This is a genomic window from Stenotrophomonas sp. STEN147, assembly GCF_056757995.1.
The window spans coordinates 1-24,627 of sequence record NZ_JBRRCG010000001.1 but is presented as its reverse complement, the minus strand read 5'-3'; the positions used below and the strand labels follow the sequence as shown (position 1 = coordinate 24,627).

The 24,627-nt window shown below is 66.4% G+C and carries 21 protein-coding genes and 1 tRNA gene; 18 read left to right on the top strand and 4 right to left on the bottom strand.

What is annotated here, in order from left to right; translation table 11 throughout:
• Positions 1-20: 20 nt before the first annotated feature.
• From ftsH to ACVOKU_RS00040, 15 genes are all read left to right on the top strand, one after another.
• The gene (gene ftsH / locus ACVOKU_RS00110) at positions 21-1,958 is read left to right on the top strand and encodes an ATP-dependent zinc metalloprotease FtsH (RefSeq protein ID WP_053519737.1); all 1,938 of its coding nucleotides are present in this window, start codon (positions 21-23) and stop codon (positions 1,956-1,958) included.
• A 102-nt stretch (positions 1,959-2,060) separates the two neighbouring features.
• Positions 2,061-2,246 carry a hypothetical protein gene (locus ACVOKU_RS00105; RefSeq protein WP_065179301.1) on the top strand — a complete coding sequence of 62 codons (186 nt, stop codon included), beginning with the start codon at positions 2,061-2,063 and terminating at the stop codon, positions 2,244-2,246.
• A 159-nt stretch (positions 2,247-2,405) separates the two neighbouring features.
• Complete coding sequence (gene folP / locus ACVOKU_RS00100) at positions 2,406-3,302, top strand: dihydropteroate synthase (protein ID WP_481558730.1); 897 nt, start codon at positions 2,406-2,408, stop codon at positions 3,300-3,302.
• Positions 3,302-4,255 carry a tRNA (adenosine(37)-N6)-dimethylallyltransferase MiaA gene (gene miaA, locus ACVOKU_RS00095; RefSeq protein WP_481558729.1) on the top strand — a complete coding sequence of 318 codons (954 nt, stop codon included), beginning with the start codon at positions 3,302-3,304 and terminating at the stop codon, positions 4,253-4,255. Before folP ends, miaA begins: the two co-directional genes overlap by 1 nt.
• 96 nt (positions 4,256-4,351) lie before the next feature.
• Positions 4,352-4,627 carry an RNA chaperone Hfq gene (gene hfq / locus ACVOKU_RS00090; RefSeq protein ID WP_004152891.1) on the top strand — a complete coding sequence of 92 codons (276 nt, stop codon included), beginning with the start codon at positions 4,352-4,354 and terminating at the stop codon, positions 4,625-4,627.
• Positions 4,628-4,641: 14 nt separating this feature from the next.
• Positions 4,642-5,952 carry a ribosome rescue GTPase HflX gene (gene hflX / locus ACVOKU_RS00085; protein WP_065174932.1) on the top strand — a complete coding sequence of 437 codons (1,311 nt, stop codon included), beginning with the start codon at positions 4,642-4,644 and terminating at the stop codon, positions 5,950-5,952.
• A 120-nt stretch (positions 5,953-6,072) separates the two neighbouring features.
• Positions 6,073-6,567 carry a CinA family protein gene (locus tag ACVOKU_RS00080; RefSeq protein ID WP_053520002.1) on the top strand — a complete coding sequence of 165 codons (495 nt, stop codon included), beginning with the start codon at positions 6,073-6,075 and terminating at the stop codon, positions 6,565-6,567.
• A 34-nt stretch (positions 6,568-6,601) separates the two neighbouring features.
• Positions 6,602-8,284 carry a 2-polyprenylphenol 6-hydroxylase gene (gene ubiB, locus ACVOKU_RS00075; protein WP_065181390.1) on the top strand — a complete coding sequence of 561 codons (1,683 nt, stop codon included), beginning with the start codon at positions 6,602-6,604 and terminating at the stop codon, positions 8,282-8,284.
• 89 nt (positions 8,285-8,373) lie between these two features.
• Entirely contained in the window at positions 8,374-9,009 is a 636-nt protein-coding gene (gene lexA / locus ACVOKU_RS00070; RefSeq protein WP_074901220.1) for a transcriptional repressor LexA, read from the top strand.
• A gap of 204 nt (positions 9,010-9,213) precedes the next feature.
• The gene (recA, locus tag ACVOKU_RS00065) at positions 9,214-10,251 is read left to right on the top strand and encodes a recombinase RecA (protein WP_053520004.1); all 1,038 of its coding nucleotides are present in this window, start codon (positions 9,214-9,216) and stop codon (positions 10,249-10,251) included.
• A gap of 110 nt (positions 10,252-10,361) precedes the next feature.
• Positions 10,362-10,856 carry a recombination regulator RecX gene (recX, locus tag ACVOKU_RS00060; RefSeq protein ID WP_481558728.1) on the top strand — a complete coding sequence of 165 codons (495 nt, stop codon included), beginning with the start codon at positions 10,362-10,364 and terminating at the stop codon, positions 10,854-10,856.
• A gap of 109 nt (positions 10,857-10,965) precedes the next feature.
• Positions 10,966-13,614 carry an alanine--tRNA ligase gene (alaS, locus tag ACVOKU_RS00055; RefSeq protein ID WP_481558727.1) on the top strand — a complete coding sequence of 883 codons (2,649 nt, stop codon included), beginning with the start codon at positions 10,966-10,968 and terminating at the stop codon, positions 13,612-13,614.
• A gap of 147 nt (positions 13,615-13,761) precedes the next feature.
• Positions 13,762-13,965: a carbon storage regulator CsrA gene (gene csrA / locus ACVOKU_RS00050; protein WP_053520007.1), complete on the top strand. Its 204-nt coding sequence runs from the start codon at positions 13,762-13,764 to the stop codon at positions 13,963-13,965.
• 77 nt (positions 13,966-14,042) lie between these two features.
• Positions 14,043-14,135: transfer RNA gene (locus ACVOKU_RS00045), tRNA-Ser, on the top strand.
• Between the two features lie 179 nt (positions 14,136-14,314).
• Positions 14,315-15,235, top strand: coding sequence for a hypothetical protein (locus tag ACVOKU_RS00040; protein WP_481558726.1), 921 nt, complete (start codon positions 14,315-14,317; stop codon positions 15,233-15,235).
• Positions 15,236-15,301: 66 nt separating this feature from the next.
• Here the strand turns inward: ACVOKU_RS00040 and ACVOKU_RS00035 are convergent, their stop codons facing one another.
• Both ACVOKU_RS00035 and ACVOKU_RS00030 read right to left on the bottom strand, forming a co-directional pair.
• A complete protein-coding gene (locus ACVOKU_RS00035) occupies positions 15,302-17,410 on the bottom strand; it encodes a phosphocholine-specific phospholipase C (RefSeq protein ID WP_481558725.1) in 2,109 nt (702 codons plus the stop codon).
• A gap of 8 nt (positions 17,411-17,418) precedes the next feature.
• Positions 17,419-19,797, bottom strand: coding sequence for a TonB-dependent receptor (locus ACVOKU_RS00030; protein ID WP_481558724.1), 2,379 nt, complete (start codon positions 19,795-19,797; stop codon positions 17,419-17,421).
• 225 nt (positions 19,798-20,022) lie between these two features.
• Here ACVOKU_RS00030 and ACVOKU_RS00025 point away from each other — a divergent pair, with 225 nt between their 5' ends.
• Positions 20,023-21,168 (top strand): alpha/beta fold hydrolase, encoded by a 1,146-nt coding sequence (locus ACVOKU_RS00025; RefSeq protein WP_481558723.1) that lies wholly within the window; start codon positions 20,023-20,025, stop codon positions 21,166-21,168.
• Positions 21,169-21,175: 7 nt separating this feature from the next.
• Here ACVOKU_RS00025 and ACVOKU_RS00020 read toward each other — a convergent pair whose 3' ends face one another.
• Entirely contained in the window at positions 21,176-22,315 is a 1,140-nt protein-coding gene (locus ACVOKU_RS00020) for an MFS transporter (protein WP_481558722.1), read from the bottom strand.
• Positions 22,316-22,516: 201 nt separating this feature from the next.
• Here ACVOKU_RS00020 and ACVOKU_RS00015 point away from each other — a divergent pair, with 201 nt between their 5' ends.
• Complete coding sequence (locus tag ACVOKU_RS00015) at positions 22,517-22,639, top strand: hypothetical protein (protein ID WP_262917636.1); 123 nt, start codon at positions 22,517-22,519, stop codon at positions 22,637-22,639.
• Between the two features lie 45 nt (positions 22,640-22,684).
• Here the strand turns inward: ACVOKU_RS00015 and ACVOKU_RS00010 are convergent, their stop codons facing one another.
• Positions 22,685-23,386 carry a pirin family protein gene (locus ACVOKU_RS00010; protein WP_481558721.1) on the bottom strand — a complete coding sequence of 234 codons (702 nt, stop codon included), beginning with the start codon at positions 23,384-23,386 and terminating at the stop codon, positions 22,685-22,687.
• A 139-nt stretch (positions 23,387-23,525) separates the two neighbouring features.
• Here ACVOKU_RS00010 and ACVOKU_RS00005 point away from each other — a divergent pair, with 139 nt between their 5' ends.
• Positions 23,526-24,446, top strand: coding sequence for a LysR family transcriptional regulator (locus ACVOKU_RS00005; protein WP_481558720.1), 921 nt, complete (start codon positions 23,526-23,528; stop codon positions 24,444-24,446).
• Positions 24,447-24,627: the final 181 nt, after the last annotated feature.

Here is a 24,627-nt window from a genome sequence, read left to right as displayed (position 1 = left end):
GAACACCGGAGCCAATGAGGATGAACGACTTGACCAAGAACCTCCTGCTATGGGTGGTCGTCGCCGTCGTGCTGATGGTGGTCTTCCAGAGCTTCTCGCCCAAGTCCTCCGGGGCCGGTGCGCAGGGTGCGTCCTATTCGCAGTTCCTGGACCAGGTGGACAGCGGCAACGTGCAGAAGGTCGCCTTCGGCGGCGACATGCGCGGCGGCACCAGCCAGATCACCTACACCACCCGGGGTGGACAGTCGTCCACCATCACCGCGCCGTTCGATCGTGACCTGATCAACGTGCTGCGCACCAAGAACGTCGAGATCGTGCAGGAGGAACCCTCCAGCGGCATCTCCCTGGGCGCGATCCTGATGAATTTCCTGCCGGTCATCCTGATCATCGGCTTCTGGCTGTTCATCATGCGCCAGATGCAGGGCGGTGGCGGCGGCGCCAAGGGCGCGATGTCCTTCGGCAAATCGCGCGCCAAGCTGCAGGGCGAGGACCAGATCAAGGTCACCTTCGCCGATGTCGCCGGCTGCGACGAGGCCAAGGAGGAAGTGGGCGAACTGGTCGACTTCCTGCGCGACCCGTCCAAGTTCACCAAGCTGGGCGGCAAGATTCCGCGTGGCGTGCTGATGGTCGGCCCGCCGGGTACCGGCAAGACGCTGCTGGCCAAGGCCATCGCCGGTGAGGCGAAGGTGCCGTTCTTCTCGATCTCCGGTTCGGACTTCGTGGAAATGTTCGTCGGCGTCGGCGCCAGCCGCGTGCGTGACATGTTCGAGCAGGCCAAGAAGCACGCCCCGTGCATCATCTTCATCGACGAGATCGATGCCGTCGGCCGCCACCGTGGTGCCGGCCTGGGCGGCGGCCACGACGAGCGCGAGCAGACCCTGAACCAGCTGCTGGTCGAGATGGATGGCTTCGAGGGTGGCGAAGGCGTGATCGTGATCGCCGCGACCAACCGCCCGGACGTGCTGGACCCGGCACTGCTGCGCCCGGGTCGCTTCGATCGCCAGGTGGTGGTCGGTCTGCCCGACGTGAAGGGCCGCGAGCACATCCTGAAGGTGCACATGCGCAAGCTGCCGCTGGCCGACGACGTCGAGCCGCTGGTGATCGCACGCGGTACCCCGGGCTTCTCCGGCGCGGACCTGGCCAACCTCTGCAACGAGGCAGCCCTGTTTGCCGCGCGTGGCAACGAGAAGGAAGTCCGCATGGACCACTTCGACCGTGCCCGTGACAAGATCCTGATGGGTGCCGAGCGCCGTTCGATGGCCATGAGCGAGGAGGAGAAGACCCTCACCGCCTACCACGAAGCCGGCCATGCCATTGTCGGCCGCCTGGTGCCCGAGCACGACCCGGTCTACAAGGTCACGATCATTCCGCGCGGCCGCGCCCTGGGTGTGACCATGTACCTGCCTGAGGGCGACAAGTACTCGATGAACCGCGTGGCGATCCAGTCGCAGCTGTGCTCGCTGTACGGCGGCCGGGTCGCCGAAGAGCTGATCTTCGGCACCGACAAGGTCACCACGGGTGCGTCCAACGACATCGAGCGCGCCACCAAGATGGCCCGCAACATGGTCACCAAGTGGGGCCTGTCCGAAGAACTCGGTCCGATCGCCTATGGCGAGGAGGACGACGAAGTCTTCCTGGGCCGCTCGGTGACGCAGCACAAGAGCGTGTCCAACGACACCGCGCGCCGCATTGACGAGGAAGTGCGCAACATCCTCGACAAGGCCTACGCCCGCACCACGCAGCTGCTGACCGACAACATCGACAAGCTGCACACGATGTCGCAGCTGCTGCTGCAGTACGAGACCATCGACGCGCCGCAGATCGACGCCATCATGGAAGGTCGCGAGCCGCCGCCGCCGGCAGGCTGGAACAAGTCGAACAAGGACGGTGGCAGCAACGACAAGGGCGGTGATGCCCGCCCGCTGCCGCCGATCGCCGGTCCGGCCGAATCGCACTGACGGCCCGCTGCACGTGACATCAGACGAGGCCGGGGCAACCCGGCTTCGTCGTTTCCGGGCCCTCGGCCCACCCCGAAGAACCGATCTGACGCTGGAGCCCGCATGTCCGCCCCGAAGCCCGAACCGATTTCCCACACCGTCGAGATGGTCATCGCCACCGTGGTCGGTGTGGGTGTGGGCCTGGGGGCCGACAATCTGCTGCTGGGCTGCGTGGTGGGTATTGCGGTCGGCATCGTGCTGAGCATTGCCAGGACCCTGTACGTGGACCGCAAGCGCCGCCGCCGTTGAGGGGTTTCGGCAGAGCTGACCCCCTGCAACCGGACCGGCCCCGCCTTTCATCAGCAAACCAGCTGTTGCTCTGGCTGTTGTTGTCGCCCTGGCCTCTGCGGGTGCAGGGCGCAGCCCTGCCGAACTAAACTACCCGCCGTTGTCCCTGCAGGATTGCCCATGTTCGATACCTCGCCCCAGCTCGACTGCGCCGGTCGCATCCTGCGCCTGGACCGTGCCCGGGTCATGGGCATCGTCAACGTCACCCCGGATTCGTTCTCTGACGGGGGGCACCATGACACCACAGAGGCCGCAGTCGCGCATGGCCTGAAGCTGGTGGAAGAGGGCGCCGACCTGCTCGACATCGGGGGTGAATCGACCCGTCCCGGCGCTGTACCGGTATCGGTGGAGGAAGAGCTCCGCCGCATCGTTCCGGTCATCGAGCAGCTTGCGGCGCGTACCGCCGTGCCGATCAGCATCGATACCTTCAAGCCTGAGGTGATGCGCGCGGCGGTGGCCGCCGGCGCCGGCATGATCAACGACATCTTCGGCCTGCGTCAGGACGGCGCGCTGGAAGCGGCCGCTGCGGCCAACGTGCCGGTGGTGCTGATGCACATGCAGGGCGAGCCGGGCAACATGCAGGCCGATCCGCACTACGACGACGTCGTTGCCGAGGTCCACGGGTTTCTCGTGCAGCGCCTGTTCGCCGCCGAGATGGCCGGCATCGCGAAGAAGCATCTGGTCATCGATCCGGGTTTCGGCTTCGGCAAGAACACCGCGCACAACATGACCCTGTTGGCGCGTTCGGAGCGTTTTCTGGAACTGGGCGTGCCGATGCTGGCGGGCCTGTCGCGCAAGCGCAGCCTTGGCGAGCTGACCGGGCGTGACGCGCCGGCCGAGCGGGTGGCGGCGTCGGTGGCCGCGCACCTGATTGCCGTGCAGCGCGGTGCGCGTATCGTGCGTGTGCATGACGTCGCCGCCACCGTCGATGCACTGAAGATCTGGCAGGCGGTGGACGCCGTGCCGGCGCCACGCGATGACACCCGGCCGACGATCAGCTGGCCGGACGAAGACTGATGGGCGTTGACCGGCGGCCGCTGGCGATTGCCGTGATGGGGCCGACCGCCAGTGGCAAGACGGCCACCGCGATCGCCCTGGCCCGGCAGCTGGATGGCGAGATCGTCAGCGTTGACTCGGCGCTGGTCTATCGCCATCTGGATATCGGTTCGGCCAAGCCCGACGCTTTAGAGCGCGCACAGGTGCCGCATCACCTGCTGGACCTGCGTGATCCGTGGCAGACCTACTCAGCGGCGGAGTTCGCCGCCGACGCCGGCCGCGTCGTCGCCGACATCGTTGCGCGTGGACGGATGCCGATCCTGGCCGGGGGCACCGGCTTGTACTTCCGCGCCCTGCTGCAGGGACTGTCGCCCATGCCGGAGGCCGACCCGGCCCTGCGCGCCACGCTGGCAGCCGAGGCCGCCGAGCGCGGTTGGGCCGCGTTGCATGCCGAACTGGCGAAGGTGGACCCCGCCGCGGCTGCCCGCATCCATGCGACAGACCCACAGCGGATCCAGCGGGCGCTGGAGGTCTATCGGCTGACGGGAACGCCGATCAGCGAGTGGCAGCGCCGGCCCGGCGTGGCGCCGCTGCCGGTACGCACCCTGAAGCTGGTCCTGGCGCCGCACGACCGGGCAATCCTGCACCGGCGGATCGAGGCCCGCTTCGATGCCATGCTGGCCCAGGGCTTCCTCGACGAAGTACGCGATCTGCGCGTGATGCCGGAAATGGCCGCTGTCGCGGCACCGCTGGACCTGCCGGCGGTGCGTGCGGTCGGATACCGCCAGGCTTGGGAGCATCTGGACGGCCGGATCGATGCCGGCGGCTTCCGCGACAAGGCGATCTTCGCCACCCGCCAGCTGGCCAAGCGGCAGCTGACCTGGCTGCGGGGTGAGCTTGACGCGCGCTGGTTCGACCCCCATATCGACCACGAGCGGCTGGCCGACGCGGTGTCGACCTTCGTCGCACGCTGAACCGCCGCCAGCCGTGTAACATCACTGTCCGGCGGGCGGCTCGGGGGCCGCGGCGGCCGCCGGCAACCCAATAAGAACAATAATCAGGAGTGAGCAATGTCCAAGGGGCAATCGCTGCAGGATCCTTTCTTGAATGCACTGCGGCGCGAGCGCGTGCCGGTTTCGGTGTACCTGGTCAACGGCATCAAGCTGCAGGGCACGATCGAGTCGTTCGATCAGTTCGTGGTCCTGCTGCGCAATACGGTCAGCCAGATGGTCTACAAGCATGCGATCTCCACCGTGGTGCCGGCACGCAATGTGAAGGTTGGGCCGGGCGGTGGTTATGTGCAGTCGGGTGAAGGTGGTCAGGCAGGTGATGAAGCAGACGAGTAAGACCGGAGCGGTGAATGTTTGACCGCTCGAAAAAGGGTGAACATGCCCTGCTGATCCAGCCGCACTTCGGCAAGCTGGAAGACGACGTGCTGGAAGAGTTCGGTGATCTGGCCCGCTCGGCAGGGGCCAGCATCGCTGCCACGATCACCGCGCGCCTGGACCGTCCCAATCCCTCGACCCTGATCGGCAGCGGCAAGCTGGATGAGATCAAGGCAGCGGCTGACGCCACCGGCGCCGATCTGGTGCTGGTCAACCATGCGCTGAGCCCCGGCCAGGAACGCAACCTGGAACGCTTCCTGGAGCGCCGGGTGATCGACCGTACCGGCTTGATCCTGGACATCTTCGCGCAGCGCGCTCACAGCCACGAAGGCAAGCTGCAGGTCGAGCTGGCGCAGTTGCGTCACCTTGCGACGCGGCTGGTGCGCGGCTGGACCCACCTGGAGCGCCAGCGCGGTGGTTCGATCGGCCTGCGCGGACCGGGTGAAACCCAGCTGGAGACCGACCGCCGTCTGCTGCAGAAGCGGGTGGAGCAGTTGCAGAAGCGACTGGAGAAGGTCGAAGTCCAGCGCACCCAGATGCGCCGTGCGCGCGTGCGCAGCGAACTGCCACGTGTGGCCCTGGTGGGTTACACCAACGCTGGCAAGTCGACCCTGTTCAACGCGATGACCGGCGCCGAGGCCTATGCGGCCGATCAGCTGTTCGCAACCCTGGACCCGACGGTGCGCCGCATCGCTGTGCCGGGTGGCAACGTCGTGCTGGCCGACACCGTCGGCTTCGTCCGCGACCTGCCGCACGACCTGGTGGCCGCGTTCCGCTCGACCCTGTCCGAGGCCCGCGAGGCCGATTTCCTGCTGCACGTGGTCGATGCGGCCGATCCGCACCGCGAGGAGCGCATCGCCCAGGTCGACGAGGTGCTGGCTGCGGTCGGTGCGGGTGATCTGCCGCAGCTGCTGGTGTTCAACAAGATCGACCGCATCGAGGGCGCCGAAGTGCGCCACGATGGTCAGGATGGCGTGCCGGACGAGTCGCGCCGGGAGCGGGTCTGGATCTCCGCGCGTGACGGGCAGGGCCTGGAGCTGTTGCAGGCGGTGCTGGGCAAGCGCCTGGGGTTGCAGCATGTGACCGGGGAGCTTCGCCTGCCGCCGGATGCGGGCCGCCTGCGCGCGCGCCTGCATCAGCTGGAAGTGATCCGCAGCGAGCAGGCAGACGAGGAGGGCTGGCTGCTGCAGGTCGATCTTCCGATTGCCGAAGCCGAAAAACTCGCGGCAGGTATTGATGGCGGGCCGATCCGTGCCCTGCTGCCGGAAAAGCTGCCGGAATGGTGAGATAGCGCCGCACAATCCCGGTGCGCGCCGCTGCGCAGTCGGGCGCGTGCCGGCCGGGACGCGACACGCGTCTGCGATCTGCGGTACAACAGGCGGGTTCTTCACCCCACTGTCATCTCGATGTCCATCCCTACCGACGCCGACCTCAACGCCCAGGCTGCCGCACTCGGGCAGCGCCTGCAGCAGGCCTCGCTGCAGCTTGTGACGGCTGAAAGCTGCAGTGGCGGCTGGATCGCCAAGACCATGACCGACATCGCCGGTTCCTCGGCGTTCTTCGACTGCGGCATGGTGGTCTACAGCTACGAAGCCAAGCAGCGCCTGCTGGGGGTACGCGCGCAGACGCTGGAGCAGTTCGGTGCGGTGAGCCGCGAAACGGTGCTGGAGATGGTGTCCGGCGCCCTGATCAACTCCGGTGCCGGCATCGCGGTGGCGGTTACCGGCATTGCCGGTCCTGGTGGCGGCAGCCCGGACAAGCCGGTCGGCAGCGTCTGGATCGGCTGGAAGCGCCGCGGCGGATACGCCCGGGCAGAACTGTTCCAGTTCGATGGCGACCGCGAAGCCATCCGCAGGCAAACCGTCGCTGCGGCATTGCACGGTATCGACGCCCAGCTGTGACATGCTGCTGCGGTAATCGTCCGGAGCACGCATGATGTGGGAAACGCTGGGCACCGTCCGTGACCTGGGGAGGCTGCAGGAAATTGCAGCGGTCCTGATCCGTTATGGCTTCGGCGACGTGGTGCGCCGGATCGGCCTGGCCACGGTGCTGGAGCGTGCCGGGCGCCTGCTGCACTGGAACGAGGACCGCCAGCATCTGCTGCGGATGACCGCGCCGGTGCGGGTGCGCAGCGCCCTGCAGGACCTCGGTCCGACGTTCGTCAAACTCGGACAGGTGCTGGCGACCCGTGTCGATCTGCTGCCGCCGGAGTGGATCGCCGAGCTTTCCGAACTCCAGAATGCGGTACCGGCCCTGCCGTATGCGCAGATCCGCGCGCAGCTGGAGGCCGATCTGGGCGCGCCTCCGCAGCAGGTGTTCGCCTTCCTCGACGAAACTCCCATGGCGGCGGCTTCGCTGGCGCAGGCCCATCGCGCGCGCCTGCTGGACGGCCGCGAAGTGGTGCTGAAGGTGCGTCGTCCCGGCATCCGTGACGTGGTCGAAGCCGACCTGCGCCTGCTGGCGCGGCTGGCTGAAATCGTCGAGGCGCGTCTTCCGGATCTGCGCCGTTACCGGCCGGCAGAGGTGGTGCAGCAGTTCACCGTATCGCTGCGGCGCGAACTCGATTTCGCGGCCGAATGCCGCAACGCGGAGCGCATCGCACGCAACTTTGAAGGTCGCGACGACATCCTTGTTCCCGGCGTGCATTGGCAGTGGACCTGCGAAAGCCTGAACGTGCAGGACTTCGTGGACGGCATCCCGGGCCGCGATCTTGCCGGCGTGGACGCAGCAGGGCTGGACCGTCGCGAACTGGCGCGGCGCGGTGCCAACATCGTATTGAAGATGGTGCTCGAGGACGGCAGCTTCCACGCCGATCCACACCCGGGCAACATCATCTATCTGCGTGACGGCCGCATCGGCGTGATCGACTTCGGCATGGTCGGGGCACTGTCCGAAGTGCGTCGCTTCCAGGTTGCGCAACTGCTGCACGGGCTGGTCGAACAGGACCCGCAGGGGGTGGCCGACGTCCTGCTGGACTGGGCCGGGGGCGTGGAGGTGGATGAGAACCGGCTGCAGCACGACATCAGCCAGTTCGTCGACCAGTACCGTGGCGTGCCGCTGAAGGATCTGCGCATCGGCCTGATGCTGGGCGACATCACCCAGTTGCTGCGCAGCTACAGCCTGACCCTGCCGGCCGACCTCGCACTGATGATCAAGGCGTTCCTCACCCTGGAAGGCATGGGCCGGCAGCTCGACCCGGACTTCGACATGGCCAGTGCCGCACGCCCCTTCCTGGAGCGGGTGGTACTGCAGCGCTATGCCCCGCGGGCACTGCTCAAACGCGGCCGGCGCAGCCTGTTGGGAATGATCGACTTCGCCGGCGATCTGCCGCGCGATCTGCGCAAGCTGGTGCAGGCGGCGCGCCGCGGGCGCCTGCAGCTGAAGGTCGAGACCAGTGCGCTGCAGGGCTTTGGCGAGCAGGTGAACCGTGCGGCCAATCGCATGGTGATGGGCATCGTGACTGCAGCGCTGATCATCGGCTCATCGATCGTCATGCACAGCGTCGGTGGGGTCTCCAGCCGCTGGCTGCTGGCGCTCGGGGTTTCCGGATTCGTCGGGGCCGGTATCTGCGGCGTCTGGATCCTGTTCTCCATCTGGAGAAGTGGCAGGCACGACTGAGTGTCGTTCGCTGCGGCATCGCCCGGCACGCTTCGCCCTGTCGTGTCCGGCACTTGCAGTTCCCGCAGTTAGTAGTAATACTACTAACCATGGACCTGACCGACACCCAGCAGGCGATCCTGCAGTTGATCGCCGAGCGTATCGAGAGCGAAGGCGCGCCGCCGTCGCAGACTGAAATCGCACGTGCGTTCGGCTTCAAGGGCGTACGAGCGGCCCAGTACCACCTGGAGGCGCTGGAGCAGGCGGGAGCGATCCGCCGCATTCCCGGCCAGGCCCGGGGCATCCGCCTGGTGCAGGCTCCCCCCGTGGAGACCCTGGCCGAGCCCGGGCTGCCCGACAGCGTGCTGCGGCTGCCGGTACTCGGGCGGGTCGCCGCCGGCCTCCCTATCGGTGCGGATATCGGCTCGGACGATTTCGTGGTGCTGGACCGGGTGTTCTTTTCGCCCGCGCCGGATTACCTGCTGAAGGTGCAGGGTGACTCGATGATCGACGAAGGCATCTTCGATGGTGACCTGATCGGCGTGCACCGCACCCGAGACGCCCATTCGGGGCAGATCGTGGTGGCGCGCATCGATGATGAGATCACCGTCAAGCTGCTGAAGATCGCGAAGGACCGTATCCGACTGTTGCCCCGGAACCCCGATTACAAGCCGATCGAAGTGCTTCCCGACCAGGACTTCTCGATCGAAGGCCTGTACTGCGGCCTGTTGCGGCCGAATCGTTGAAGCGTTCGAAGGTGCGTTACCCCGCGGTCTTTTGTGGCGATTCTCTGGTTCCACCGAGGTTGGTACGGATGTCCGATAATTCTTTTCAGAGCGCCGGGCAGAATCTCAGCCTGTGCGATACGTCCGCCTTAAAGTGAACCCATGGCAAAGAAGACCCCCAAAGACAGCACCCCCAACGAAATGACCTCTGCAAGGACCAATACGATGGACGAGAACAAGAAGCGCGCATTGGCTGCTGCTCTGGGCCAGATCGAAAAGCAGTTCGGCAAGGGCTCGGTGATGCGCATGGGCGACCGTGTGGTCGAGCCCGTCGAAGCCATCCCGACCGGTTCGCTGATGCTCGACATCGCATTGGGCATCGGGGGTCTGCCGAAGGGCCGCGTGGTGGAAATCTATGGACCGGAGTCCTCGGGCAAGACCACGCTGACGCTGCAGGCCATCGCCGAGTGCCAGAAGATGGGAGGCACCGCTGCCTTCATCGATGCCGAGCACGCTCTCGACCCGATCTATGCCGCCAAGCTTGGCGTGAACGTGGACGACCTGCTGCTGTCGCAGCCCGATACCGGTGAACAGGCATTGGAAATCGCCGACATGCTGGTCCGTTCCGGCTCGGTGGACATCCTGGTGATCGACTCGGTCGCGGCATTGACCCCGAAGGCCGAAATCGAAGGCGAGATGGGCGACCAGTTGCCGGGTCTGCAGGCCCGCCTGATGAGCCAGGCGCTGCGTAAGCTGACCGGCAACATCAAGCGCTCGAACACGCTGGTGATCTTCATCAACCAGCTGCGCATGAAGATCGGCGTGATGATGCCGGGCCAGAGCCCGGAGACCACCACGGGTGGCAATGCGCTGAAGTTCTATGCCTCGGTCCGCTTGGACATCCGCCGCATCGGTGCGATTAAGAAAGGCGATGAGATCATCGGTAACCAGACCAAGATCAAGGTCGTCAAAAACAAGCTGGCCCCGCCGTTCAAGCAGGTAATCACCGAGATCCTGTATGGCGAAGGCATCAGCCGTGAAGGTGAACTGATCGACATGGGCGTGGATGCCAAGCTGGTCGAGAAGGCCGGTGCCTGGTACAGCTATGGCGAAGAGCGCATCGGCCAGGGCAAGGACAACGCCCGCGGTTATCTGCGTGACAACCCGACCGTCGCCGCCAAGCTTGAAGCCGAGCTGCGCGAGAAATTCCAGCCGTCCGAGGCCGTCCGTGAGGAAGGCGACGACGAAGGCGACGACGAGTAAGTCTTGCTGTGGGGTAGGGTGACGCCGTCAGTGACGTCGCTCTACCCCGCAGGTTCGAACCGCCCAGGATGGGCAGGGTGCCAGGGACGGCGCCACCCCTGGAGGGATTGATGTCCGACAGCGACGAACGTACCTCGACAGGCCGAAAGCGCCGGCCTCGCGAGCAGACGCCGGTGCAGCGGGCGCTGGGCCTGCTGGTCCGCCGGGAGCATTCACGCAAGGAATTGACCCGCAAACTGACTGCGCGGGGTATCGAAGACGAAGCCGCGCAGGCAGCGGTCGCCAAGCTGACCGAGGCGGGGTGGCAGGACGACACCCGGTTTGCCGAGAACCTGGTACGCATGCGGGCCAACACCGGTTACGGCCCCATCCATGTGCGTGCCGAACTGGGGACCCACGGGCTGGACAGTGCCGCGATTGCCGCAGCGATGGACAGCTACGAGGGCGACTGGCAGGAGAACGCCCGTGATCTGGTCCGCCGCCGCTTTGGGGAGGCCGGCCCACAGGACCTGGCGCAGCGCCGCAAAGCGGCGGATCTGCTGGCGCGGCGGGGCTTCGACGGTGACAGCATCCGCCGTGCGACCCGCTACGACCCTGACGATTGAGACTGGCGGCGCCGGGCCTGATACCCTTTAGGTTTTCGGCGGTCCGTCGCGACCCTGGCCCACGCGGCCGGTGGTCCGGGTCCGCCGGCCCGCAGACTGCCAGCCCCCAATGAACGCACCCGCCAAATTCACGACCTCCCAGATCCGCAGCGATTTCCTTGAATTCTTCAAGGGCAAAGGCCATACCATCGTGCCGTCGGCACCGCTGGTGCCTGGCAACGATCCGACCCTGCTGTTCACCAACTCCGGCATGGTGCAGTTCAAGGACGTGTTCCTCGGTGCCGAGAAGCGCAGCTACGTGCGCGCGGCCGATGTCCAGCGCTGCCTGCGCGCGGGTGGCAAGCACAACGATCTTGACCAGGTCGGCTACACCGCCCGCCATCACACCTTCTTTGAAATGCTGGGCAACTGGTCGTTTGGTGACTACTTCAAGAAGGACGCGATCGCGTGGGCGTGGGAGCTGCTGACCCAGGTCTGGAAGCTGCCGGCCGAGCGCCTGCTGGTGACCGTCTACCAGACCGACGACGAAGCCTACGAACTGTGGCGCGACATGGTGGGGGTGCCGGAAGAGCGCATCGTGCGGATCGGCGACAACAAGGGCGCGCCGTTCGCTTCGGACAACTTCTGGCAGATGGCCGACACCGGCCCGTGTGGTCCGTGCACCGAGATTTTCTACGACCACGGCGACCACATTGCCGGCGGTCCTCCGGGGTCGCCGGATGAGGATGGCGACCGCTTCATCGAGATCTGGAATTTGGTGTTCATGCAGTTCGACCGCCAGCCGGACGGCACTCTGGTGCCGTTGCCGGCGCCGTGCGTGGATACCGGCATGGGTCTGGAACGTCTTGCGGCGATCCTGCAGCATGTCCACACGAATTACGAGATCGACCTGTTCCAGGCTCTGATCCGCAAGGCCGCCGAGCTGACCGGTACCTCCGACCTGGAGAACAAGTCGCTGCGCGTGATTGCCGACCACATCCGCGCCTGCTCGTTCCTGATCGTCGATGGCGTCCTGCCTTCCAACGAAGGACGGGGCTATGTGCTGCGCCGTATCATCCGCCGCGCCCTGCGCCATGGTTGGATGCTGGGTGTGCGCCAGCCGTTCTTCAGCAAGCTGGTGCCGACGCTGGTTGCACAGATGGGCGAGGCCTATCCGGAGCTGCCGGCGGCAGCGGACACCGTGACCCGCGCGCTGCAGGCTGAGGAGGAGCGGTTCGCCGAGACGCTCGACGCCGGCATGAAAATCTTCGAAGACGTTGCGGCAAGGGCCGGCAATGGCGTGATCCCGGGAGGTGACGCCTTCCGCCTTTACGACACCTATGGCTTCCCCCTGGACCTGACCCAGGACATTGCCCGCGAGCGTGACCTGACGGTCGATATCGCCGGGTTCGATGCGGCGATGGAGCAGCAGCGCGAGACCGCGCGTGCCGCGGGCAAGTTCGGCGGCGGCGTGACCCTGCCGGCCGAGCTGGTGGCGACGCTGACCCCGACCGTGTTCCTGGGCTACGACCGCCTGCAGGCCGGCGACCTGACCGTGCTGGCGCTGCTCAAGGAGGGGCGTCCGGTGCAGTCGGCCAGTGCCGGCGATGCCGTCATCGTCATCACCAACCAGACGCCGTTCTATGCCGAGTCCGGCGGCCAGGTCGGCGATACCGGCGTAATGACCGGCAACGGCGTGCGCCTGGCGGTGGAAGACACCCAGAAGTTCGCGGGCCAGTTCCACGGCCATGTCGGTACCCTGACCGAAGGCGACCTGAAGGTGGGCGATGTGCTGGCTGGCGAGGTCGACGCTGAGCGCCGCGGCGCCACCATCCTCAACCACTCGGCCACCCACCTGCTGCATGCGGCCCTGCGCGAGGTGCTGGGCACGCACGTGCAGCAGAAGGGCTCGCTGGTGGCGCCGGACCGCCTGCGTTTCGATTTCTCGCATTTCCAGCCGATCAGTGCCGAAGAACTGGCCGTGATCGAGCGCAAGGTCAATCAGCAGGTGCGTGCCAACAATGTTGCCGAAGTGCACTCCATGGGCATGCAGGAAGCACTCGATTTCGGCGCCATGGCACTGTTCGGAGAGAAGTACGGTGAACAGGTCCGGGTACTGAAAATGGGCGACTATTCCACCGAACTGTGTGGTGGCACCCACGTCAAGCGCACCGGTGATATCGGCCTGTTCAAGATCACCTCGGAAGGCGGTGTCTCCGCGGGCGTGCGTCGCATCGAAGCGGTCACCGGTCAGAGCGCGCTGGATCACGTCGATGCCGAAGAGGCCCGGTTGGCCGAGGCGGCCGAACTGCTGGGTGGCAGTGCTGCCGATGTGGTCGAGAAGATCCGGGCGCTTGGCCAGCGCCAGAAGCAGCTGGAACGTGAACTGGAAGCGGTGAAGGCCAAGGTTGCCGCGGGTGCGACCGCCGACCTTTCCAGCCAGGCGGTCGAGGTCGCGGGCGTGAAGGTGCTGGCGGCCCGCCTGGAGGGCTTCGACGCCAAGGCGCTGCGCGATGCCGTGGACCGCCTGAAGCAGCAGCTGGGAGACGCGGTGATCGTGCTGGCAGGTGCCCAGGACGGCAAGGCCGCCCTGGTCGCGGGCGTGAACGGCAGTGCAACGGGCCGGGTCAAGGCCGGGGAACTGTTGTCGCATATCGCCGGTCAGATCGGGGGCAAGGGCGGCGGACGCCCGGACCTCGCCCAGGGTGGTGGCGAGGACGGGCCCGCCCTTGCCACTGCACTGGCTGCCGTCGTCGAATGGGTCAGCCCCCGCCTGTGATGAAGCCTGCCGTCCCCCTTCTTGTAGGAGCGGGACGGCTGACGGTACCATTGCGAATCTTTTCCCTTTGTCGTGGTAGCGCTTCTTGACGAAGCGTCAAGCCGGTGGGGGATACCCTTCCACACGGTTCCATGGAGACTTACAAAAATGTTGATCCTGACTCGCCGCGTCGGCGAAACCTTGATGATCGGTGACTCGGTGAGCGTCACCGTGCTCGGCGTCAAGGGTAACCAGGTACGTATCGGCATCACTGCGCCGAAGGACGTCGCTGTGCATCGCGAAGAGATCTACCAGCGCATCCAGCGTGGTGACGAAGCCGGCAGCGCCGGTGGTGAAAATTCTGCGGAATAAGGCTTTACCTTCGCGCGTGATTAACGTTATGATTCACGCCCCGCTGAGGTGCGACGCACCCCCGCGGTGAAATCCCCGGAGTGATGCCCGAGTGGCCGAAGGGGCTCCCCTGCTAAGGGAGTATAGGGTCAAAAGCTCTATCGAGGGTTCGAATCCCTCTCACTCCGCCAGATACTCAGAAAAGCCCCTGGAGACAGGGGCTTTTTTGTGGCCGGAATTCTCCCGTGCAGCACGTTGCCCATCACCTGCAGGAATCGAGTCTGCGCTGATTGCTGGACTTGGATTGCAGGTTCTGATGTGCTGAGCCGGTACGCCGACGGATCGGCGATCGATGGGACGGGAAGTGCGGATGCAGATTTCCTTGAAGCGCGCTCTGATCGTGGGCGGCGTGGCAGTTGTCGTGTTGACCGGCGGTTATGTCCTGTGGGGCCGCGCGGATTCCATGCCGCAGGCGATTGCGGCGCACGCGCCTCACACGCAAGGCCGCACTGACGTCGCACCCGTGCCCTCAAAGCAGCATCGTGCCGCTGCGCGAACGGGTCCGCAGCCGCCGAATCCCCAGGTCTTCCGCCGGGTAGGTCCGAAGGCATACGAGATTGCCGGCAACCGCGAGCGGCGGCCGCCGGGCGATGCGCTTGAGTACATGAGGGTGATGAAGCAGCGTTCCGACGCCGGTGATGCGGATGCGAGCTATCTGATGGAGTTGACGGTGCGCGAGTGCAGGAACCTGATCAAGCATGATCCGGTCGCGTCATTCGATTTCCTTCGTAATGCAGGCATGACGCCGGATCCTGCCTCGTTGGTCAATGATGAGCGTCGTCTGGGCGAGTGTGCGTCCCTGGTAGCTGCGCCTGCCTTCTATCATGGAGCCTGGCTTGCCAGGGCCGCCTCGCAGGGTTCAATCGAAGCCAAGCTGCTTTACGCGGCCGATCCCGAGACTGTCATCGGCCCTCCGTCGGAGTGGCTTGCGAATCCGGAATCCCTGGTCAGATGGCGGGAGAGTGCGATGCGCCATCTCCATGATGCTGCGGCAACGGGAAGCCTCGATGCGGTCAGTCACCTGTCCAGCGCGTACGACAACGGAAGAATCACCGCCTACGATGGCGTGAATGCCTATGCATATGCCTTGGCCGCTGCCAAGGTAAATCCGGCACATATGCCGGCGAGGAGCCTGCAGGAGTTGCAGGCGAAGTTGAGCCCTGCACAGCGCGAGGCTGCGCGCGAGCGGGCGATGCAGGTGTACGCGGAGTGCTGCATCGTAGGTCAATGACGCGCAGTCCCGATTCCATCGGTTTCAATGGGGCAGGACGCGGCCTGCCGGGCTTCGTCCTCGACCTCAATCGTGCTGGAACCGTAAGGGTTCACTGCCCATCGCCGGATCGCTGGTGCCGGGGCGGCCATCCTCGACGCGCCCTGCCAGGCGCAGCGCACCGCTTCCTGCGCTGACATGCAGGTCGTACCACCCTGCGGTGGGGGTTGCATCCCAGGCCAGTGATGTTTCCGAGTGCGCGGCGATGTCCAGCGTCTGGTCGGGCATGTGCCCGGCATAGGCGCCTCCCTGCACGCGGACCTGGCAGGGTTCATCGCCCGGATTACGCAGACGCAGGCGAAGCTGGCCATCGGCGCTCTCCACGTCCGCCAGCAACATCGGAGAGGTGGCATCGCCGCGGAAGTGGCGATGGAATCCATTGGGGCCCAGCAGCCACAGGTCGAAGCGGCCATCGGCAGCAAGCGGCCAGCGCGCCTGCACGGGCAAGCCCGGCACCAGCGTGTAGCGCCTCGGAATCGCATCCAGGCGCAGCCGGTCGTAGACATGCAGTACCGCTGCCGCTCCTTCGCAGCCCAGCTGCAGATCGATGCTTCCGGCGGCCAATGCGGTGATCCGGGCCTGCGGACGATAGGGCAGGGCGCGTGCCGGTCTTACCCCGGCTTCCTGGCGTGCAGGGTGCAACCCCTCCGGCAGTGCAGGCACGGTCCGGCCCGGCAGGGCCGCCGCGCGCGCGGCCACCGCATCGACGTCAGGCAACGCCTGCACGAAGGGGCGGGTATCGCGCTGGGCGAAATCGAACGCGTGGGTCAGATCGCCACAGACCGCGCGCCGCCACGGCGAGATGCCCGGTGCGGGCACACCGAAGCGGCGTTCGATCAGGCGCAGGACCGAGGTGTGGTCATACACCTGCGAATCGACCCAGCCGCCCCGGCTCCAGGGCGAGATCACGTACAACGGTACGCGCGGGCCCAGTCCATAAGGGCGGCCACGCAGCTCGGCGGCGTCGTACTTCTCGTCGCCTGGCGCAGGATGCCGATGGTATTCGCCTTCGGTGCCGACCGACGATGCGCCAGCCCAACCATCCGCCAGTGGCGAGGGCGGGGCGGGCGGCGGCACGTGGTCGAAGAAGCCGTCGTTCTCGTCGAACATCAACAGCAGGGCGGTACGACTCCAGACCTCCGGGTCGGCGGTCAGCGCGTCGAGCACGCGCGCGGTGTAGGCCGCGCCCTGCGCCGGGCTGGAGGGGCCCGGATGTTCGCTGCCGGCAGCGTCGGCGATGATGAAGCTGACCTGTGGTAACTGCCCGTCGACCACATCCTGGCGCAGCTGTGCCAGCCCGCGCGTGCTGACCCCGCGGGCGCGGAGCTGTGGATCGTGGCCCGGCGCAGCGCGGTACGCCTGCCGGAAGGTCTCGAATCCGGCCAGCGGGTTATCGGTGAAGTTGTCGGCCATGTCCTGGTAGATCTGCCAGGACACCCCTGCCTGCTGCAGCTGCTCGACGTAGCTGGTCCACTGGTAGGACGCCGGATGGCCGCCGTGCTCCGGGAAGTTGTCGTGGGAGTTGGCGATCACCGGGCCGCCAGCGCGGGCAAAGGGATCGTTGTGGCCGGTCCACAGGAACACCCGGTTCGGGTTGGTGCCGGCCTGGATCGCGCAGTGATAGGCATCGCAGACGGTGAAGGCATCGGCGAGTGCGAACTGGAAGGGCAGGTCGCTGCGCTGGAAGTAGCCCATGGAGTGATTCTGCTTGGCTTTGGGCCACTGCCCCATGCGCCCATGGTCCCAGGCACGCTGCGCGTCGGGCCAGGTGTGCGGCGTGCCTTCGACGCGCATGTAGCCGAAGTGCGCGGCGGTATCCAGCGGAAACGGTGCGATCGCCCGGCTGCCGCTGGCATCGGGTTGCAGCCACAGGGTGCGCGCCGCGCCACCGCCCGCCAGGGGGGCGGCCGGGGCCACGAAACGATCACCGAATCCGCGCACGCCCGGCAGGGTGCCGAAGTAGTGATCGAACGAGCGGTTCTCCTGCATGAACACCACGATGTGCTGCAGGTCCTGCAGGCTGCGGGTGCGCGCATCGGGGGCGATCGCGGCGGCCCGGGCGATGCTCGGCAGCAGCGGTGAAAGGCCGGCGGCAAGGCCGGCCTGCAACAGTCGGCGACGGCCGATATCGGTCACGGGTTCACTCACAGGTCCACGCGGAAGGAGATGCCGACGGTGCGCGGAGCGCCGATGAAGGCGCTGTCGCGGCCGTCGACACCTGCAAGATACCGCTTGTCGGTGAGATTGCTCACCACCAGGTTCGCACCCATGCCCTTCAGGCGTGGCGACAGGCCCTGCAGATCAAAGCCGATGTTGGCATTGAACACCGTGGCCGAGGGGAGGCTGCTGGCGTTGGCGGCATCGAGGTAGCGCGTTCCCAGGTAGCGACCTGACAGGCCGAAGTTCCAGTTCTCGCCCTGCCAGTCAGCCGAGACCACCAGGATCTGCTCGGGCTGGCCGATCACCTTGGCACCATCGACGATGCCCAGCTGGGCGTCACGCGCGGAATCGCCGCTGCCGAGGTACTTCGAGCGGTTGTAGGTGTAGGCCGCGTTGATCCGCCAGCCGTTGTCCCAGCCGTATCCGAGCGCCGCTTCCAGGCCATTGCTCTCCACGCCCCCGAAGTTCTCGTAGACGCCGTCGGTTTCGCCGAGGTAGTCGATGCCGCTGACGAAACCGGCAGGCAGGTAGACGATGCGGTTGTCGAACTTGATGTTGTACAGGGTGACCGAAGCGGTCAACGGCCAGCGGCTGATGCGCATGCCGAGTTCGATGTTGTCGGCGGTCTCCGGCTCGACGTTGCGGAAGCGCTGCGGATCGGTCTCGCCCAGGACGCCTGAGGGGATGGCCGCGAAGTTCTGCGAGAAGCCTGCGAACAGTTCCATGCCCTGAACACCGGGTGCCCAGGTGAAGCCGGTGGACAGCAGCGGATCGGACTTTGAATCGGACGTGACGTTCTCCGCGGCGCCGATCACACGCCGGCGGGACTGGTCCACGAAGAACTGCTTCACGCCCAGGCGCGCGCTGAAGGGGCCGAAGCGGGCCACGTCCTCGATGTAGTACATCTGCTCATCGACCTTGTACCGGTCTTCGAACTGGACCCAGTACGGCTGGTGATCGAAGGCGATGTCCTGGCCGACGTTGAGCAGCCGGTGCCAGTCGCGGCGTGCGGAGCGGTCCAGCTTTTCCACCCACAGGCCACCGCGCACCGTGTTGTCGATGCTGCCGAAGGTCTGCCGCCACTCGACGTCGGCAGTGACGCCCATGCGGTCGTTGTCGTAGTGGGTGTGGCGGTAGGACTGGGCGCCGAGCACATTTCCGGCGTAGCAGCCCGGATCATACTCGGCCGTGAAGCCCAGCCGCGGCGTGCAGGTGGCCAGACGCTGGGCGGCGCTGCCATCCGGATTGACGAAGTAGATCTGGCCCCGGTTGCTGCCGCCGTACACGGTGCTGCCGCCGGTGTACTCCGACTCGGGGCGACCGCTGCCATCGTCGCTGACCTGCGCCAGGTACGGCGGCAGCCAGTCGCCGCGACCCTGCATGCGATGACCGTAGGCCGCCATCGAGGCCTTGAAGCCGTTGCCACCGTCGAAGGCGGCGCGCAGGTAACCGAAGGTGTTCTCGCGCAGGGCACGGGAACCGGAACGGAAATTCTGATCCAGATAGGGAATGCCGGTCAGGGTGCCGACCAGGTTGTCGCGGTCCGGATTGGTGGCGAAGCCCTGAGGCGAGACGCTGGTGTACTCCGGTTCGTCGGCATCGTTGTAGGACAGATAGCCGGTGAGTGTCCAGCGGTCCAGTTCGGTGACGAACTTGCCGGCGATATGGTCGTTGCGGGTGCGGCCGCTGCCGTCGATCCAATCGTGCACGCGCGCCGAGGATGCACTGACCCAGGCACGGGTGTGGCCGCCAAGCACGCCGGTGTCATAGCGCACGTAGTACTTGCGCGCTTCATTGTCACCGGCACCGACGACGAAGCGCAGCCGGCTGTCCTGCAGCGGATCGCCGGTGAGGAAGTTCAGGGTGCCGCCCAGCGCCTCGTTCGAGCGCGAGGAGATGTCAGCCGTGCCCTGGCTGACCTCCACCGTTTCCAGGTCCAGGGTGTCGATGTAGCGATTGGCCAGGGAGCCACCGCCGTAGCCCGAGCCACCATTGGGCAGGCCATCGATGGTGGTGCCGATCTGCTGCGTATCGCGGTTGGTGACGAACCCGCGCATGCTGATCTGCGTGCCCCACACCGACGAACCGGTGGCATCGGCCTCGCTGACGACCACGCCGGGCACTTCGTTGAGCGCGTCGTTGACGCTGCTCATCACCAGCTGCCGATTGAGTGTTTCCGCGCGCACCGCAGTCTTGGCGTAACTGGTTGCCTGGCCGATCACCTGGACCTGGTCCAGCGTGCGGGCGTCGCTGCGACGTGTCGTGTCACCCTCTCCCTGCGGTGCTTCGGCGAGGGCGTCCAGTGTGGGCGCGATCAGCAGGGCAAGCAACGAGATACGGGGAATACGCGCATGCGGTGGCATCGAAACCAGACCTTCACGAGTGAGGGAAGCCCGGGAGTGTCGGCAGCGGCAGTGACGTGACGGTGACGTGCAGATGCAGCCTTCATTGCACTCGCGGCGCGGGAGGCGCCCTGCACCAAGCTGAATCGATGCTGCGCTGTCATCAAGCCGTCATCGAACCGCGATAGATGGCAGGCGCGGTGCCCGCTAGGCTGCCACGCTGTCGCATTTCTTCCTTGATCGCCCATGAAGCGCCCGCTGCTGGTGTTGCTGGCGTGCGCCGGCCTGTGGCTGGCTGCATGCTCTTCCTCGATGAATGCCGCATCCACCTCGCTCGCCGACCGCCTGGTCGCGCCGGGCGGCGTGTCGACGCTGCTTGACCAGCCGCGCATCGCTGCGGCCATTGCCGGGATTCCCAATCGCCATGGTTTCGCGTCGGGCCGTGATGGCGTGCCGATCTTCTGGCGCGTGTTCGATCCGGGCGACTACGGCGCCCGCTATCGCTATCTGCCGCAGCGGCATGAGAATGGCCTGCCGCTGGACACCGGGCTCAGCCTGTCGGTGCCGCAGCCGTTCCGGGCACAGGCGCCGCGTGGCACCGTGGTGCTCCTGCACGGCTGGATGATGAATGGCGATTCGATGCTGCCGTGGTCATTGCAGCTGGCCGGATCGGGCTATCGCGTGGTCACGCTCGACCTGCGCAACCACGGTCAGTCCGGGGCTGGACCCTCCGGCTATGGCACCTACGAATCGGACGACGTGGTCGATGTGATCGCTGAGCTGCGCGCACGCGGCGAAGTCACCGGGCCCCTGTATCTGTTCGGCGTGTCCTATGGCGCGGCGACGGCGGTGTTCACCGCTGAAAAGCTCGGTGACCAGGTTGCCGGCGTCGTCGCGATGGAGTCGTTCGCCAATGCCGGCGTAGCCATCCGCACGATGATTCCGCACCTGATGGCGCTGCAGCCGGAAGGGTGGAAGGCACAGGCCGTGGCCTCGTTTGCGCGGTGGCGCTATGGCGGACAGGACATCGACCAGGTGATTGCTGCGGCCAGCCGCCGCATCGATGTCGATCTTGACCATGTGGATGTGGCCCGCGCGCTGGCCGACACGCGTGCCTGCGCGCTGCTGCTGCACGGGCAGGGCGACCAGCACATTCCTGTGAGCCAGGGGCGCGAACTCGCGCAGGCCAACCCGCGGGCGCACTACATCGAGATGCGCGGCGAGGACCATATCACCCTGCCGCTGCGGCTGGATCTGTTGGCCGGTGTGGTGGACGACTGGATGGCGCGCGACGAACGGCACCCCCCGTCCACCTGCCCGGCGCCGCAGCTGCCGGCACAGGCCGAGTGGCTGGTGCACGATGTGCCGGCAGCGGAGCCGGCACGCGGTTGATGCATCGTCAGGACAGCCGGCGCGCCAGTGCGGGCGCCGACAGCGCGACACCGACCAGCAGTGCCGCCACGCAGAGGAACGCGAAGCCCAGGCTGCTGGCATGGGCCAGTGCGCCGATCGCGGCCGGGCCGGCGAGAATGCCGGCATAGCCGAGTGTGGTGACAGCCGTGATGGCGATGTTCTCGGGCATCGCGCGCTGCTGTCCAGCCATCGAGAACAGTGCCGGCACGATGTTGGCGCAGCCCAGGCCGACCAGCGCATGGCCCGCAAGGGCAACCGGCAACGATGGCACCAGGGTGGCCACGGCAAAGCCGGCCGCGGCGGTGATGCCGCCGATGACAAGGGTGCGGGTGCGGCCGAGACGCTCGACGATGCCATCGCCGAACAGGCGCATGGCTGTCATCGCCAGAGTGAACACCGCGAAGCCCGCGCCGGCCTGGTCGCGAGGTACCTGCCGTACCTCGGCCAGGAACACGGCGCTCCAGTCCAGCATCGAGCCTTCGGCGAGAAACACCACGAATGCCAGCACGCCGATGAACAGCACCACCCCATGCGGCAGGGCCAGCAAGGGGCCTTCGTGCAGGATCCGCTGCGGACGCCAGTGCGGTGCCGACAGCACGGCTACCAGCAGCAGTGCCACCGCCGCGAGCAGTGCGGCCAACCAGAGCGGTGTGCCCAGGATCAGCAGACCGGTCATGCAGCCGGCGCCGACAAAGCCCCCGATGCTGTAGAAGGCGTGGAAGCCGGACATCATCACCCGGCCGGCTTCGCGTTCGACGGCCACTGCCTGCATATTCATCGTGCAGTCCATCGCACCCACGCCGGCGCCGAACACGAACAGGGCCGCACCGAGCACTACGGGCGAAGGCGGCACCGCCAGCAGTGGCAGTGCCAGCAGCACGAGTGCACAGGTGACCACCAGCAGCCGACGGCAGCCGAAGCGACCGGTCAGCGCACCGGCCAGCGGCATGGCCAGCAGCGAGCCCAGTCCCAGGCACAGCAGTACGGCGCCCAGACCGGCGTCGGACAGTCCTGCCTGGGCCTTGGCGAAGGGCACCATCGGTGCCCACGCGGCGGTGGCGAAGCCGGGAATGAAGAAGGCGGCGCGGGTGGCGTGCTGCTGGGCACGCGGGGAAGAAGGCGTCATGCGCGGTAGGAAGCTCCAGTGAACCGTCATGGAAGCGATTTCATGGGCATTCGGCAAGTGCCACTGGAGAGGGGCCGACATGCATACGATTGCAGCGCGCCAAGGACGAGGCGGCATCGAACCCTGCCCCGCACCGCGACGGTGATCTGTGGCCGCGTATGAACAGACCCCACGAGAGCTTCTGTTCAGAACCCGTAGATGATGGCCGATCGGATCCAGCCCCGGCGTCTTCTGCAACTGGATGCGAGCCATGCCTCGCTGGCGTCGAAACCGGCCGAGGTGACTGCGTTGATTCTGGAGGCCTGCGCCGCCGTCGGCGGTTGAGGCCAGAGGTCGCCCGCGGTACCGGTCGGCACCGCGGGCGTGACTTCACAGCGGCAGGTCGAACACCAGCACTTCGGCGTCGTTGCCGTTCTCCAGCGTCAGCTGCGCTTCGTCGCTGATCTGCAGCGCATCACCGGCTTCCAGGGTGATGCCGTTGACCTGCAGCTGGCCACGGGCGACCTGCACATAGGCACCGCGTCCGCTGCCCAGGGCGTGGTGCAGCTTGTGGCTGCCGTCGAGCACGGTGGCGAAGATGCGGGCATCCTGGTGGATGCGCAGGGAACCATCGGCACCGTCGGGCGAGGCGATCAGGCGCAGCTGGTTGCGCTTGCTGTCCGGCGTGAAGTGGGTTTCCTCATACGACGGGGTGATGTTCTCCGTGTCCGGGAAGATCCAGATCTGCAGGAAATGCACGGGTTCGGTGGCCGAGTGGTTGAACTCACTGTGGCTGACGCCGCTGCCGGCGCTCATGCGCTGCACATCGCCGTAGCGCAGTACCGAACCGGTGCCCATCGAGTCCTTGTGTTCCAGTGCGCCGCCCAGCACGTAGGAGACGATCTCCATGTTGCTGTGGCTGTGGGTGCCGAAGCCCTGGCCGCCGATCACCTTGTCCTCGTTGATCACCCGCAGCGGACCGAAGCTGACGTAGCGGGGATCGTAGTAGTTGGCGAACGAGAAGGTGTGGCGCGAGGACAGCCAGCCATGTTCGGCCAGGCCACGGGTAGCACTCTTGCGGATCTGCAGCATGGGATATCTCCTTGTTCGATGTTTTCGATCGGGCGGGGCAGGGCTTTGATTGCCGTGTTTCCCTGTTGGAGAGAAGTATCCGCTTGCGCCGCTGCTTTGAAAAACGGATAGTTTTGAAAGCCATCATCGAAAAATTCGAATGCTCAAGCTCAGCCTCGAAGCCCTGCAGATCCTGGACGCCATCGATCGCCGCGGTTCCTTTGCGGGCGCCGGCAAGGCCCTGCACAAGGTGCCGTCCACCATTTCCTACACCGTGGCCAAGCTGGAAGAGGATCTTGGCGTGCAGCTGTTCGACCGGGTGGGCCCGCGTGCGGAGCCGACCGAGGCCGGTCGCGCGCTGCTGGATGAGGGCCGGCATCTGCTCCGTGCGGCCCGCGAACTGGAACTGCGGGTGCGCCGGGTGGCCTCCGGCTGGGAAACCGAACTGACCCTGGCAGTGGATTCGGTGTTTCCCACCTGGCTGCTGGGCCCGGACATCGCCGCATTTCGCGGCGCTGACGCGCCGACCCGCCTGCGCTTGATCGGCGAGGCGCTGTCCGGCACCTGGGAGGCGCTGCTGGACCGGCGTGCCGATCTGCTGGTGGGCGCGCCGGGCGAGGGGCCGAGCGGCGGTGGCTACGTGGTCGAGCCGTTGGGTACGGTCGAGTTCGTGTTCGCGGTTGCCCCGGATCATCCCTTGGCGGCAGTGCCGGGCGTGCTGGGACGTGAGCAGCTGGTCGAGCACTGTGCGATCGCGGTGTCCGATTCGGCGCGGCGACTGCTGCCGCGGACGGTTGGCCTGCTGATGGGGCAGGAGATGCTGACAGTGCCCGACATGGCCAGCAAGCTGAAACTGCAATGCGAGGGCGTGGGCTTCGGCTTTCTGCCCGAGCCGTGCGCGCGCGCGGCCGTGGCGCGAGGCGAACTGGTGATCCGTGAGGTCGAGGAACACAAGCCGGAGGAGACCTTCTGGTTGGCCTGGCGGACCGGTGAGGATGGCGCGGCATTGCGCTGGTGGCGCGAGCGCCTGCGCAGGCCGGAGCTGCTGTCGCAGTGGTGGCGGGCAATGGCCGGGGGGTAGGTGTGCGGCAGGGCTGCGCCCTGCACCCGTTACGAGCGGGAACACGGTATCAGCAGCAGCCACAGCCACAGCCGAAGCGGGCTTGCCGAGGCAAGACGGGGTGGGTCCGGTTGCGGGAGACGCCGTAAACCCGTCCCTGGGGGCTTGGCCGCGGCATCCATGCCGCGGACACTCCCGCAAC

Excerpts from the sequence above, each read along its gene's own strand:
- alaS (WP_481558727.1), top strand. The coding sequence starts at position 10,966 with ATGAACGCACCCGCCAAATTCACGACCTCCCAGATCCGCAGCGATTTC.
- hflX (WP_065174932.1), top strand. The coding sequence starts at position 4,642 with ATGTTTGACCGCTCGAAAAAGGGTGAACATGCCCTGCTGATCCAGCCG.
- csrA (WP_053520007.1), top strand. The coding sequence starts at position 13,762 with ATGTTGATCCTGACTCGCCGCGTCGGCGAAACCTTGATGATCGGTGAC.
- recA (WP_053520004.1), top strand. The coding sequence starts at position 9,214 with ATGGACGAGAACAAGAAGCGCGCATTGGCTGCTGCTCTGGGCCAGATC.
- ACVOKU_RS00040 (WP_481558726.1), top strand. The coding sequence starts at position 14,315 with ATGCAGATTTCCTTGAAGCGCGCTCTGATCGTGGGCGGCGTGGCAGTT.
- folP (WP_481558730.1), top strand. The coding sequence starts at position 2,406 with ATGTTCGATACCTCGCCCCAGCTCGACTGCGCCGGTCGCATCCTGCGC.
- ACVOKU_RS00030 (WP_481558724.1), bottom strand. The coding sequence starts at position 19,797 with ATGCCACCGCATGCGCGTATTCCCCGTATCTCGTTGCTTGCCCTGCTG.
- ACVOKU_RS00025 (WP_481558723.1), top strand. The coding sequence starts at position 20,023 with ATGAAGCGCCCGCTGCTGGTGTTGCTGGCGTGCGCCGGCCTGTGGCTG.
- ACVOKU_RS00020 (WP_481558722.1), bottom strand. The coding sequence starts at position 22,315 with ATGACGCCTTCTTCCCCGCGTGCCCAGCAGCACGCCACCCGCGCCGCC.
- ACVOKU_RS00005 (WP_481558720.1), top strand. The coding sequence starts at position 23,526 with ATGCTCAAGCTCAGCCTCGAAGCCCTGCAGATCCTGGACGCCATCGAT.
- hfq (WP_004152891.1), top strand. The coding sequence starts at position 4,352 with ATGTCCAAGGGGCAATCGCTGCAGGATCCTTTCTTGAATGCACTGCGG.
- ACVOKU_RS00015 (WP_262917636.1), top strand. The coding sequence starts at position 22,517 with ATGGCCGATCGGATCCAGCCCCGGCGTCTTCTGCAACTGGATGCGAGC.
- miaA (WP_481558729.1), top strand. The coding sequence starts at position 3,302 with ATGGGCGTTGACCGGCGGCCGCTGGCGATTGCCGTGATGGGGCCGACC.
- ACVOKU_RS00105 (WP_065179301.1), top strand. The coding sequence starts at position 2,061 with ATGTCCGCCCCGAAGCCCGAACCGATTTCCCACACCGTCGAGATGGTC.
- ubiB (WP_065181390.1), top strand. The coding sequence starts at position 6,602 with ATGTGGGAAACGCTGGGCACCGTCCGTGACCTGGGGAGGCTGCAGGAA.
- lexA (WP_074901220.1), top strand. The coding sequence starts at position 8,374 with ATGGACCTGACCGACACCCAGCAGGCGATCCTGCAGTTGATCGCCGAG.
- ACVOKU_RS00010 (WP_481558721.1), bottom strand. The coding sequence starts at position 23,386 with ATGCTGCAGATCCGCAAGAGTGCTACCCGTGGCCTGGCCGAACATGGC.
- recX (WP_481558728.1), top strand. The coding sequence starts at position 10,362 with ATGTCCGACAGCGACGAACGTACCTCGACAGGCCGAAAGCGCCGGCCT.
- ACVOKU_RS00080 (WP_053520002.1), top strand. The coding sequence starts at position 6,073 with ATGTCCATCCCTACCGACGCCGACCTCAACGCCCAGGCTGCCGCACTC.
- ftsH (WP_053519737.1), top strand. The coding sequence starts at position 21 with ATGAACGACTTGACCAAGAACCTCCTGCTATGGGTGGTCGTCGCCGTC.